General features: G+C 61.2%; 9 protein-coding genes. 2 read left to right on the top strand and 7 right to left on the bottom strand.

The window, feature by feature from the left end:
* Window positions 1–19: 19 nt before the first annotated feature.
* The 3 genes from KVY02_RS09315 to acnB form a co-directional block, all read right to left on the bottom strand.
* Complete coding sequence (locus KVY02_RS09315) at window positions 20–1,903, bottom strand: glycerophosphodiester phosphodiesterase family protein (protein ID WP_371317422.1); 1,884 nt, start codon at window positions 1,901–1,903, stop codon at window positions 20–22.
* A gap of 87 nt (window positions 1,904–1,990) precedes the next feature.
* Window positions 1,991–2,485, bottom strand: coding sequence for a ribonuclease E activity regulator RraA (gene rraA / locus KVY02_RS09310; protein WP_081138114.1), 495 nt, complete (start codon window positions 2,483–2,485; stop codon window positions 1,991–1,993).
* Window positions 2,486–2,628: 143 nt separating this feature from the next.
* A complete protein-coding gene (gene acnB / locus KVY02_RS09305; RefSeq protein WP_218313403.1) occupies window positions 2,629–5,232 on the bottom strand; it encodes a bifunctional aconitate hydratase 2/2-methylisocitrate dehydratase in 2,604 nt (867 codons plus the stop codon).
* Window positions 5,233–5,763: 531 nt separating this feature from the next.
* On the opposite strand from acnB, the gene KVY02_RS09300 reads away from it, so the two are divergent.
* Complete coding sequence (locus tag KVY02_RS09300) at window positions 5,764–6,420, top strand: tRNA-(ms[2]io[6]A)-hydroxylase (RefSeq protein WP_218313402.1); 657 nt, start codon at window positions 5,764–5,766, stop codon at window positions 6,418–6,420.
* Window positions 6,421–6,450: 30 nt separating this feature from the next.
* The gene (locus KVY02_RS09295) at window positions 6,451–10,356 is read left to right on the top strand and encodes an AAA family ATPase (RefSeq protein ID WP_218313401.1); all 3,906 of its coding nucleotides are present in this window, start codon (window positions 6,451–6,453) and stop codon (window positions 10,354–10,356) included.
* On the opposite strand, the gene KVY02_RS09290 is transcribed toward KVY02_RS09295, so the two are convergent.
* Genes KVY02_RS09290 through queC form a run of 4 tightly spaced genes read right to left on the bottom strand, consistent with a single transcriptional unit; the run spans window position 10,353 to window position 12,848 of the window.
* Window positions 10,353–10,637 carry a YkgJ family cysteine cluster protein gene (locus KVY02_RS09290; protein ID WP_218313400.1) on the bottom strand — a complete coding sequence of 95 codons (285 nt, stop codon included), beginning with the start codon at window positions 10,635–10,637 and terminating at the stop codon, window positions 10,353–10,355. The two genes, KVY02_RS09295 and KVY02_RS09290, sit on opposite strands and share 4 nt — an antisense overlap.
* Window positions 10,634–11,467, bottom strand: a complete 834-nt coding sequence (locus KVY02_RS09285) for a 6-carboxytetrahydropterin synthase (RefSeq protein ID WP_218313399.1) — start codon at window positions 11,465–11,467, stop codon at window positions 10,634–10,636. The genes KVY02_RS09290 and KVY02_RS09285 overlap by 4 nt, the downstream gene beginning before the upstream one ends.
* The gene (gene queE / locus KVY02_RS09280) at window positions 11,467–12,141 is read right to left on the bottom strand and encodes a 7-carboxy-7-deazaguanine synthase (RefSeq protein ID WP_218313398.1); all 675 of its coding nucleotides are present in this window, start codon (window positions 12,139–12,141) and stop codon (window positions 11,467–11,469) included. The genes KVY02_RS09285 and queE overlap by 1 nt, the downstream gene beginning before the upstream one ends.
* Window positions 12,141–12,848, bottom strand: coding sequence for a 7-cyano-7-deazaguanine synthase QueC (queC, locus tag KVY02_RS09275; RefSeq protein WP_218313397.1), 708 nt, complete (start codon window positions 12,846–12,848; stop codon window positions 12,141–12,143). The genes queE and queC overlap by 1 nt, the downstream gene beginning before the upstream one ends.
* Between the last annotated feature and the right edge of the window lie 24 nt (window positions 12,849–12,872).

The raw sequence follows: 12,872 nt of genomic DNA, 5'->3' as shown, positions 1-12,872 counted from the left end.
CCGCGACCGCAGCGATGCGCTACTGACGTAGCCAGTTGCGCAGTTTTACCAGCATCAGGCCGCCATCGCTCATGGCGTGGCGGTCTTCGAGCAATTCTCTCAAGCGGTCAGGGTAGTCGGTGATGATGGCGTCTACGCCAAGATCAATCAGCGCCGACATTCTGGCCCGATCATTGACCGTCCAGGCGTGGATTTCATAGCCGTAGAGGGCCGCCAGGCGAACCTCCTGACGGGTAATGCGGTTATGCCGTAAGCCCAGCGCATCGAATTGACGGCGGTCCAGCGTGCCGGGAAGTATCAGCTGCGCCAGTAGTGTCACCCTCAGTTCGGGCGCCCGCTGCTTGATGAAGCTGACCAGCGCGGGGGACATGGTGGCCATGCGCATTTCCAGCAGCGTATTCGGGAAGCCGCAGGCAGCCATTCCATCCAAGGCATCATGCTGGGTGGCCCAACAGCGATAGCGGCGATCGTTTTCTGCCTCCAGCTCATCCAGTACCGCCTGTGCCAACGCTTCCTCCTGGCCTGGTAGCGGCTTCATGTCGATCATCAGCGCGGCGTGGCCTCTCACCAGTGCCAGGGTCTCGTCCAGCCCGGCGATTCGTTCGTTCTGGAAGGCATCGCCAAACCAGCTACCCACATCGAACTCGCTCAGCTCGGCTCGGGTCAGCTCGCCAAACTCCCTGGGGTCCCCCGTGAGCCTGGCCAGCGTGCGGTCGTGGTAGAGCATGACCTGTTGGTCGGCGCTGAGGCGCACGTCCAGCTCGACGGCATCGGCACCATCCTCCAGTGCCTGGCGCACGGCAGCCAGGGTGTTTTCAGGCGCCACCATGGAGCTGCCCCGGTGGGCGATGATGGCGACGTCATCGCGTATTTCGAAGCTGTTGAGTATCCACCAGGCTTGCAGTGCGGCAATCAGCAAGACACACACTTCCAGTGCCCAGGCCAATCGACCTGTTTGTGAATTCTCGGGAGCGGCAGGCCGAGCCTCCCGATAGGCAAGCTGCAAGTAAAGGCAGGCCGACAGCAGCGCATGGGTGGTAATGCCCAGAAACGTGATGGTCAGGGTGATCAGGACATAGCCGGTCAGGTAGGCCAGCATCGCGGGCACCAGCACGGCACTGTGCTCGGGAAGCCACCAGAGCAGCGGCGTGACGAGGGTATCGTAGAGCCAGGTGGTGGCAATCGGTAGGGCAATGATGACGAGCAGTAACAGCAGCACCGCCGCGCCAATGGAGCGGTGCCAGCCACGGGTGAGGTGCACGCTGCGCTTCAAGGCCTGCAGGGGGTGGCAGTGCTCCAGCGCCACCAGCGGCAGCGCCAGTAGCCAGCGCAGATATAGCCACGACGCCAGACTCATCCACAGCAGCACGACCGGTAAGGCGCAGGCGATGAAGTACCACAGCACTGGTGGGCGTACACGCTGTAGATAGTAGGGGTCCAGGCCGCTGAGCCAGAGATCGTATAGCCAGGCGATGGCTGCCATGAACGGGGCCAGCAGCAGCAGGTGGGCGCCCACCTGCAGGATCACCAGCAGCAGCAGTGCCGGTAGGCGCCGAGTGCTGAGCCACAGGGCCTCCAGGGCCAGGCGGTAGTGGTTGTCCTTGGGCCTGCTGGCCACTTGAAGCATGCCCGCTTGCTGCCAATAGATCAGCAAGAAGGTTACCGCAAGGCCCGCCAGCAGGGTGAACAGTCCGAGGGGGCTGAACAGTAGCGCCAACAGGGCGTCGTTGGTGACCACGGTACGGTTGAGCTGGGCCATGAATCGCTGGGAGCCCCAGGCCACCAGTGGCAACACCACGGCCGATGCCAACAGCGTGAATAGCAGGTGGTAGGCAATCAGTGGGCGCAGGTGGTCACGAAGGGTGCGAAGTAGGGCGTAGCCCAGTGGCTTGAGCGGCTGCATGGTGTCCGTGGCATGAAAATGAAATATCAGGGTGGCACTATCTGCCACCACTGACAAGTCTGGCGGGTTAGCAGGGGATCGGCGCGTTCAAGAGAGCTTGAGCGGCTGTTCGGCGACGATGATGCCGTTATTGTCGGCGTAAAGCCATTGACCCACCTGCAGCGTGACGCCTGCAAAGGTCACCGCCACGTCGCGCTGGCCTTCGCCATGTTTTTCGCTGCGACGAGGGTGGCTGCCCAGCGCTTGCACGCCCAGTGGCAGGGTGGCCAGAATGTCTACGTCTCTCACACAGCCATACATGATGACGCCTGCCCAACCGTTTTTGGCAGCTTGTTCAGCCAGCATGTCGCCCAACATGGCGCAGCGATGAGAGCCGCCTGCGTCCACCACCAGAATGGCGCCTTCGCCGGGTTCGGCGACGGCCTGCTTGACCATGGAGTTGTCTTCAAAGCATTTGACGGTACGAATAGGCCCGTAAAAGCTATCGACGCCGCCAAAGTTGGCAAACATCGGCTCGAGTACTTTGACGTCCGGGTACTGGTCGCACAAATCGGGGGTCACGACGTGAGGTGTGGTCGTCATGAGAGTCTCCTGTCCATGAATGACACTGTGGGTAATAAAAACGCCCCAACCTGCAAGGGAAGGGGCGTTCGGTCATCGGCTCAGAGTCGCGTGGCGTCTCTGCGATGTTGCGAGCATCGGCGATGGGTCAGTAGCCTTGGCGCTTAAGCCTCTTGCGCTACTGGAATCACGTTCGAGGCAATTTTCTGATACTCCTCGATTTCGTGGAAGTTCATGTAACGATAGATTTCGCCGGCCAGGGCGTCAAATTCGCCCATGTAGCGCTGGTACTCAGCGACTGTCGGCAGGCGGCCTTCCACCGCGGCTACCGCTGCCAGCTCCGCCGAAGCGAGGTAGACGTTCGCGCCATCCCCCAGGCGGTTCGGGAAGTTACGTGTAGACGTAGACACGACGGTGCTCTTGGCAGCGACACGCGCCTGGTTACCCATACACAGTGAACATCCCGGCATTTCCATGCGGGCGCCTGCACGGCCGTAAATGCCGTAGTAACCCTCTTCGGTCAGCTGGTGCTGATCCATCTTGGTTGGCGGTGCCAACCACAGGCGGGTCTTCAGGCTACCCGCAGGCTGTTTCTCGAGCAGTTTACCGGCGGCACGGAAGTGACCGATGTTGGTCATGCACGAACCGATAAACACTTCGTCGATCTTCTCGCCAGCCACGTCGGAGAGCAGGCGAGCGTCGTCCGGATCGTTGGGAGCGCAGAGCACCGGCTCCTTGATCTCGCTGAGGTCGATCTCGATGACTTCGGCGTACTCGGCGTCTTTATCCGCACGCATCAGTGACGGGTTGGCCAGCCAAGCTTCCATCCCTTCGATACGACGGCTGATGGTACGCTCGTCGCCGTAGCCGTTGGCAATCATCCACTTCAGCAGCGTGATGTTGGACTTCAGGTACTCGGTCACGCTCTCTTCGGACAGCGTGATGGTACAGCCAGCCGCACTACGCTCGGCCGAGGCATCGGAGAGTTCGAAGGCTTGCTCGACGGTGAGGTCTTCGAGGCCTTCGATTTCCAGCACGCGGCCGGAGAAGGCGTTTTTCTTGCCGGATTTCTCGACCGTCAGCAGACCCTGCTTGATGGCGTAGAGAGGAATGGCGTGAACCAGGTCGCGCAGCGTGACGCCAGGCTGACGCTCACCCTTGAAACGCACCAGAACGGACTCGGGCATATCCAGCGGCATGACGCCAGTGGCAGCAGCAAAGGCAACCAGACCAGAACCTGCCGGGAAGGAGATACCGAGCGGGAAGCGGGTGTGGGAGTCACCGCCGGTGCCGACCGTGTCCGGCAGCAGCATGCGGTTCAGCCAGCTGTGGATGATACCGTCGCCGGGGCGCAGTGAAACACCGCCGCGGTTCATGATGAAGTCGGGCAGGGTGTGGTGCGTGTCCACGTCCACCGGCTTGGGATAGGCAGCCGTGTGGCAGAAGGACTGCATGACCAGGTCGGCCTGGAAGCCCAGACAGGCCAGGTCTTTCAGCTCGTCACGGGTCATTGGGCCAGTGGTGTCCTGGGAGCCGACGGTAGACATCTTCGGCTCGCAGTACATGCCGGGGCGCACGCCGTTCAGGCCGCAGGCCTTGCCGACCATCTTCTGTGCCAGCGTGAAGCCTTTGCCGGTATCGGCAGGCTGGTCCGGCAGACGGAAAACGTCTGACGGCGCCAAGCCCAGGGACTCGCGCGCCTTGCCGGTCAGGCCACGGCCGATGATCAGCGGAATACGACCGCCTGCACGCACTTCATCGAGAATCAGCTGGGTTTTCAGCTCGAAGGTGGAGAGCACTTCATCGGTGCCGTGCTTGCACACTTTGCCTTCATAGGGGTAGATGTCGATGACATCGCCCATTTCCAGCCTGGAAACATCCATCTCTACCGGCAGGGCGCCTGAATCTTCCATGGTGTTGAAGAAAATCGGGGCAATCTTGCCGCCAAAGCAGAAACCGCCGCCGCGCTTGTTGGGAACGTAAGGGATATCGTCACCGAAGAACCACAGCACCGAGTTGGTGGCTGATTTGCGCGAAGAGCCTGTGCCGACTACGTCGCCCACGTAAGCTACCGGATAGCCTTTGGCTTTGACGACTTCGATTTGCTTGAGCGGGCCAGTGGTGCCGGGTACTTCAGGCTCGATGCCGTCACGCTCGTTCTTGAGCATGGCGTTGGCGTGCAGCGGGATATCCGGGCGCGACCAGGCATCCGGCGCGGGCGACAGGTCGTCGGTATTGGTTTCACCCGGGACCTTGAAGACGGTCAGGGTGATTTTCTCTTCCAGCGCAGGCTTGGAAAGGAACCACTCGGCGTCGGCCCAGGACTGCATGACGTCCTTGGCGACGGCGTTGCCATTCTTGGCGCGCTCTTCCACGTCGTGGAACGCATCGAACATCAGTAGGGTGTGCTTGAGCTGCTCACCCGCTTCACGTGCCAGCTCTTCGTTATCGAGCAGCTCGACCATGGAAACGATGTTATAGCCGCCCTGCATGGTGCCCAGCAGTTTGACGGCATGGACCTTGTCGATCAGCGGCGAGGACGCCTCGCCTTTGGCCAACGCGGTCAGGAAGCCCGCTTTGACATAGGCGGCTTCGTCGACGCCCGGCGGTACCCGGTTGGTGATCAAGTCCAGAATGAACTCTTCTTCTCCGGCCGGCGGGTTCTTCAGCAGCTCGATCAGGTCGGCGACTTGTTCGGCGGTCAGGGGCTTGGCTGGGACGCCCTCTGCAGCGCGTTCCTCGACATGTTGGCGGTAAGCTTCAAGCACGTTGGGGCCCTCTCATCTTCTTGGTAGTGATCATCAGTGGTAGCAAAAGACGCCTGCACGGTAACAAGGACATCCTTCGATCACATGACATACGCTTGAGAATCAGCGTCTGGTGGATGGCTCGGATTCTACGGGAAACTGTCGACAATGTTAAGAAGTCAGGCGGGATGCCTACTTGTACTTTGTGTTGAGATGTTGAAAGCCGCTTTCCTGAGGGCGGTTTTTTTGATTAATGTGCCGTAAACATGAAAGATTTTTACCGATAGGCGTGTTTTTAGGTGACGGCTGGTGTGATTATCGTGATGCCGCGTTACCATGACTGCCAAGCGAGTGCTGGCCTTTAGAGCTGGGTAGCCTCGGCAAGCGTGATTCCCGTGTGGAGCGTGATTCAGGCTTGCTATACATTAGCGTTGACGCATTTTTAAGCGAGGCTGGCAGATAGGTTTGTTCATCCTCGATCCAATCAGGGAACGGACGCCATTGGCGTTTATATATTGTACAATAGTGTGATAAACGCTTGGTGCTGGTGTTATGTCGATACAATTAATGGCGTTGCAAACAGCGGATCATGCGCTGCAAGCGGATGATCTGTTGCCCGAAAGTTTGCATGAGTTTTTAGCTTGCCCAACCCCCGATGCCTGGTTGCAGTGGGCATTGGCCAACCCTGAAACGCTGCTGATCGATCACGCGCAGTGTGAAAAGAAGGCGGCTTCCACGGCCATGAGCCTGCTGTATCGCTATGTGGACCAGCCGCTGCTGTTGAGCAAGATGTCTCAGTTGGCCCGCGAGGAGCTGCTTCATTTCGAGCAAGTAGTGGGCTTGATGGAGCGTCGTGGTGTTCCTTATCGCTATCTGACGGCGTCACGCTACGCCGAAGGCCTGAGAAAACATTTACGCAGTCAGGACCCTGAGCGCTTGATCGACCTGTTGATCATTGGGGCGCTGATCGAGGCGCGCAGCTGCGAGCGCTTTGCACGACTCATTCCTTACCTGGACGAAGAGCTGGCCAGGTTCTATCGCACCCTGGTCAAGTCCGAAGGGCGTCATTTCGAAGACTATCTCTTGCTGGCTCGCCAGCAGACCGATGCGCCTATCGACGAACGCATCGCCTTCTTCGTTGCTCGTGAGGCGGAACTGATCATGTCTCCGGATACGGCTTTTCGTTTTCATAGTGGCGTGCCTGCGTGATGCGCCGCTAGCCAAGGCAGGATGTGTAACATGCGTGATGCTCAACAGACAGATCAGTTGACCCTGTTTGGTCACTTCTCCTTGACTCAAGGGGAGGACGTGCTCACTCATTTCAGCTACGACAAAGTCAAGGCGCTGCTGGTGTACCTGCTGCTTCATCGCCAGCCCGTCAATCGTGCCGCCCTTGCGGAGCTGCTGTGGCCAGACCAAGGCCTCTCCTCAGGCAGAACCAACCTGCGCCATGCGCTGCACTGCCTGCGCCAATCCATGGGCGAGCATGCCGATCACGTCCTCAACGTGTCGCGCCAGACCATCGCCTTTCATCTGCCGTCCCACTGGCAGGTGGATTTGCATGAGCTGCAGCAACTGCTGGAAGGGCCCAAGGATCTGGAGACGCTGGAAGCGCTGATGGAGTGCTACCAGGGGGATCTGATCGAGGAACTGCAGCTCAGCAACTGCAGCGAGTTCCAGCGCTGGCTGGTGCAAGTGCGCAATGAGTGGCGCCAACGAGTCATCCGTTTTGCCGAACAGGTGCTGGAAGCACACGCCGAAGTGCCGGATGCCATGCTGGAAGGACTGGTCAGCCGCTTTTCAGGCTACGGCCCGTTCCACGAGCGCTGGGTGCGGCAGCTAGCCGAGCAGAACCAGATGGCTGCGGCTCACGAGCAGTACAACAGCTACCTTCAACTGCTGGCGCTCTCCGGACAACAGCCTGAGCCCAGTTTCGTGCAATTGGCCAGTTTCTGGTCGGATGGTCACCACGACCCGCGCGCGATGTCGCCCCAGGGCGCCTTTTCGCGGGCGTTAGCTGCGGACAGCAAGCCGCTGCGCGAAGATGAGATCGAGCTGCGTCAGCTTTCTGTGATGGCCATCCGCTTGCGCTTGAAGGGTGACTGGCCGGATCGCGCGGCTACCCGCAACTGCCTGGCCTTGCAGCTGGAGCTGCTGAGATGGTTGGAGCAGCAGTGCCACCATCTGGGCGGTTTCTGGCTGCCGGGGGCAACGGGGGGCTTGGGTCTGGCCTGCTTCGGTACCCATGGCCCCGCCCATCAGCTGGCGGAGCTGGTGGCGCTTTACGAACACTGCCGTCAGGCGCTACCCCAGGAGAGCCGTCGCCACTGGGCCGGGGACGGCGAACCGCCGGTATTCGAACTGGCAGCCGGATTGCACAGCGGGCGCGTGGTCTACTTGCCCGAGCGCCAGTTGGCCGACCCGCTGGGCCAGGTGACGCAAGAGTCTCTGGAGTTGATGAGTGCCGCTGAGGGAAGCGAGCTGGTCATCTCTCAGGCAGCCAGCCAGCACATGCCCCCGGCGCTGGACTTGCAGCCCAGGCTGGTATCGCGTTTGGTGGCCAGCGATGGCCGCGTGCGTTTACGTGCGCTGGTGCTGGGCCAGAACGAAGGCGGGCGTGATGCCTTGCCACCGAGCCTGGTGGGAAGGGAAACCTCGCTACGCACCTTGCGCGATGCGCTGGCACGGGCTGGCATTGGTTTGCGGCAAAGCGTGTTGGTGCGGGGTGCCTCGGGCATGGGCAAGTCGGCGTTGATGGTGGGGTTTCGGCAGTTGGAGCTGAGCCGCGATGCGGCGATCTGCTGGCTTCCGACTACTCGGCTCTCGGTACTGGACCCATACGGTGTAGCCCGGTCGTTGCTGGCCTGGCACTTCGAACATCCGCCAACGCTCGATGCCGTGCATGCGCTGCAGGCAACGCTGGGCCTCGATACCTCGGATAGCGCGCGTCAGCAGCTGCTGGAAGAGGCGTTGGGGGTTCGCGAAGTTCAGGAAATCAGCCAGCTGACTCAAAATGGCGAAGCCGTGGAGCTGGTGGTGAAGCTCTTGCATCGGCTGATCGACCATCGTGCCGTGTCGCAAACTCTGGTGCTGATGATCGATGACCTGCAGTGGCTGGATGAACCCTCTTTCAAAGTGTTGGCGGGGCTACAGGCACGTCTGTCGATCAACACGGCCTTCATGATGGTGGCCAGCCACCACGGCCGCGAACCGCTACCGGTCAAACTGCACTGGGATCAGCAGATCACCCTGAGCAAGCTGGATGCACTGCAGTCTTCGCGGCTGCTGTCGCAACTTTCTCGTCGTTATCGTATTCATCTGAGCCCACGGCTGCGCAACCAGATCATCGAGCGCTGTGATGGTGTTCCGCTGTATATGCAGGAGATCTGTCGTCGCCTCGACATGGATCGACGGGAAGGGCGCAGCGTACAGCTGGACGAGCTGCCCAAGGGGCTGCTGGGGCTGCTGGCCAGTCGAATCGATCAGTTGGAAAGCGACCGGGATATTGCCCATATTGCAGCGGTGCTGGGCAAGCGTTTTCGGCTGGACTTGCTGGCCGAATGCAGCGGTTGGGAAAAGCCCAGGTTGTGCCAAGCGCTAGAGCACATGCGGGCGCTGGAGATCATCGAGCCCATCGACAAGGAGGGCGGTGATCATGAGTACCAGTTCAGTCACCAGTTGCTTCAAGAGGCGGCCTACCTCTCCTGTCCCCGTGACGTCAGGGTCAAGCTGCATCAGCAGGTCGTGACCTTGATTGAGGAGCGTTTTCCGGTATGGATCAGTCGCCATCCGGGAGACTTTGCCACGCATCTGCGGCGCAGCGGCCACTATGCACGTGGGGCGCGCTACTTCGAGCTCTCCGCGCGGGAAGCGCTCAAGGTGAGTGCCAACCGCACGGCGCTGCGCATGGCCGACTTCGGCTTGGCCAGCCTGCGCCACGTAGCCCATGAGGTAGAGCGTGAAGTCAGCCTGCTGACGGTTCGTGGTCAGGCTGCGTTCGCCCTGGAAGGCCACGGTTCGCCCACGGCCCATGAAAGTTTTGTGAAGGCCCGTGAGCTGCTGCGCCAAACCGGGAGCGACACGCCTGACGACCCGGCAGACCTCGAGCAGATTTTCCTGGTGAAGTGGGGGCTATGGGTGGGGCGCAGCCAGCGCTATGCCCATGCCGACGCCTTTGCGCTGGCATCGACCCTGGCGGATATCGCCGCTCGCCTGGAAGACCCGCGCTACCGCCGATTGGCGGATTATGCGCGGGCACACTGTGAATACTGGGCGGGGCGTATTCAACAGGCCCACGACCACCTGGACGAAATCGATCCGCTGAATGCTCCCATGATGATCGAGTGGCTGCCGTTCTCGGATCATCCCCAGGTGACGGCGGCCTGTTTTCAGGGTTGGGCGCTTTGTCTGCGAGGTGATTACCATCGCGCAGAGTGGCATGTCGCGGCGGCCATTCGGCTGGCGGAGCAGATCGGCCACCCGGGTACCCTGGCCATGGCGCTGATGTTTGCGGCGGCATTGTATCGTCAGTTGGGCCATGTGCACTTGGCGGCCCGGCATGCCGAGCGAGCCGCGGCCATGACCGGTACGCCAGACCTGCAGCTTTGGCAGATTTCCGCGCAGGGGGTGCTGGGTTGGCAGCGGGCGTTGGCGGGGGATCAGGGCGGGCTGGTGCAAATGCACGACAGCCTGGATCAGATGGCCGAATTGAACGGCCGAGACCGCTTCCAGCGGCCCGTGCTGTGGTACTCCGATGCCTGTATCGAGCTGGGTGAGCTGCACGCAGCCGAAGAGTATCTCGACCAGTGCCTGGTGATTGCCCGTGAGCGCACGACTCTTTTCCTGCCCGAGCTGGCTACCCAACTGGCCCGCGTGCGTGACCTGCTGGGCCACCCTGCCCACGAGGTCAAGGCGTTGACGGAAATGGCTATTCAGCAATCCCGCGAGCATGGCAACCGCCATCAGGAGTTGGCGGCGCTGGAGCTATGGCTTACGCGTATAGCGCCCAATGACCAGCAGGCGAAAGAGGTGTTTCGTCGACTGTTGGGCGAGGTAAGCCATAGCGATGCGCCGGTGCTGGTGCGCTGGATCAGCCTGCTGGACCGTCGCTTGCCGCACCCGGTGAGCCTGGGCGGCGAGGTCTAACCGGCTGTGGCGGTTTCCCACCCGTAGAGTGTGGCGAGGGCCTCTTCTCGGTGCTCGCCACACACTTCCTTGTCGAAGTCGAACTGACGGCATACCGCAGGGCGACGGGGATCACCAAAGAGCATGCAGAGGTTTTGCTCATTCAACTGTACGCAGCGAACGCCCGAGGGCTTGCCGTCTGGCATGCCGGGAATGGGCGAGCTGATCGAAGGGGCAATGCAGCAGGCGCCACAGCCCATGCGGCAAGACGCCTGCTGGTCGCTGGTAATCAGAGTCGTCATGGCGCTGCCTGCGCGGTGGCCCCCTTGTTGATACCTTCGAAGGCTTCTACATGGGTTTCCTGCTGAGTTTGTTCGGCGATACTGCTGGCCAGCCAACGGGCAATGTTTTCCACGGTGGTGGGTGCCGGTAACACGCTGCAGCGGTGAGTGGGCAGGGTGATCGAGAACGCTCCCTGTTCGGCTGTGTAGCGGCAGGTCAGGGTGGTATCCGTCTGCTCCGCCACATCGGCCTGCTCCAGCAGGTAACGGTTGTCCAGCCATTCACTCCATTGTGCCTCAAGAGCGGGCTGGCGCTGCTGGTGTTGATAGACATGCAGCCGTGAGCGGTGACCATGGGCGATACGCTGGCAGTTGCCCAGATGGCGTTTCAGGCCGTGGCTGTAGCCATAGGATGCGCCTTCGATACGCTCTTCCTGCAGGTTCAGGGTGACACGGGTGACGTTGCGAGGCCGAGCGCGTGTCAGCTCTTCGCTCAGGAGCTGGGTCACCCTTGCCACCGAGATGTGTTCCCAGGGGAGCAGGGTGAACGCCTGCGCAGGCCCGCGTACTTCCATCGGATAGGGCGTGGTGGTGCGAATGCACAGGCCTTCTGCGCACTCGCTGACCTCTACGCCAGGCGCCCTGGTGGGCACCAGCAGCGTATGATCCAGCCCGTTGTCCAGCGTGCGTTTGATCCAGGGTTTCACTTCGCCAAAATCGAACAGCATGCCGTCTTCACCCAGTTCGCCATCCAGATGGGCGTCGACCTGCCAACTGCAGCCGGTCAAGCCGCGCTCAGGGCACCAGAGGGAGACATCGATATGGGTCAGGTGGTGAACGAATAAAGCCATCAATCGAATCCTGCGATCTTGTGGGTTTGCAGCGACAAGCGCCACTGGGGGTGGGCCATGCAATAGGCCGTCGTGGCGGCCACCGTGGCGGCATTGCGCTCAGCGACAGTGGTATGGATCGTGTCGGCATGCTGGGCGACGTGATCCATAGGCTGCAGGTAAAAGTGTCGAAAGTGCAGCGCGGCAAACTGCTCGGGCGGGGCGTCGTGCTGCGGGTATACCAGCTTCAGCTCATCCCCCTGATCAATGACCAGCGGGTTGCTGCCCTTGGGGCTGACGCATAGCCAGTCGATTCCGGCGGGTGCAGGCAGCGTGCCGTTGGTTTCCACGGCGACCTCGAATCCTTCGCTGTGCAGCATGGCGATGAGCGGGGTATCGAGCTGCAGTAACGGCTCTCCCCCGGTAAACACCACGTAGGGCACCGCGCTACCTGCGCTGGCTGGCCACAGCTGTTTGATATGCCGTGCCAGCTGCTGCGCACTCTCGAAGCGGCCGCCGTTGATCCCATCGGTGCCAATGAAATCGGTATCGCAGAAGGTGCACTTGGCCGTGGCTCGGTCGGCGTCACGCCCCGACCAGAGATTACAGCCTGTAAAGCGACAGAAAACGCTGGCGCGCCCTGCCTGGGCACCCTCGCCCTGCAGCGTGTAGAACGCTTCTTTGACGTGGTACATCAGCGGCCTCGCTCGGCAGGGGTGGCGTAAGCGAGGGGGTCGGTGGCCTGGTTGGCGGCAAAGGCCGCCAGCCGTTCACGGCAGCTGCCGCACTGCCCACAGGCGAGTTGCTGGCCTTCGTAGCAGGTCCAGGTATGCCGGTAATCGAGGCCCATGGCGAGCCCATCGCGCAGGATGTCGGCTTTACTGGAGGCCAGATAAGGGGCGTGGACGGTGACGGGCTCGAAGTTGGCAATCTGCGCCACGTCGTTCATGGCCTCGACGAAGGCCGGGCGGCAGTCGGGGTAAAGCACGTGATCGCCGCCGTGTGCGCCATAGTCGACACGGCTGGCGCCAATATTGACCGCCTTGGCAATGGCCAGCGACAGCAAGATCATATTGCGGTTGGGCACCACAGTACTGTGGAGCGAGTCGGCATCGTACTCCCCCTGGGGCATGGCCAAGGCCGAGTTGGTCAATGCCGAGTTGTCGATCAGCCCGTGAATGGCGCGAATATCGACGACCTGATGAGGGATGGCCAAGGACTCACATACCTGACGTGCAACGTCCAGTTCACGACGGTGGCGCTGACCGTAATCGAAGGATAGCGCATGGACAGCGAGGCCCTCGCGCAGCGCACGGTGAAGGACGGTATAGGAGTCCATGCCGCCGGAGTAGATGACGACGGTGGATGGCGCCTGGGCGCCGGATGATGCAGTGGATGACATGCTGGGTACTCATGGTCGGAGAAT

The sequence above is a fragment of the Halomonas sp. 18071143 genome, assembly GCF_019211725.1.
Lineage (GTDB): Bacteria > Pseudomonadota > Gammaproteobacteria > Pseudomonadales > Halomonadaceae > Vreelandella > Vreelandella stevensii.
The sequence above is the reverse complement of the archived record's forward strand: the minus strand, read 5'-3'. Positions and strand labels throughout refer to the sequence as shown.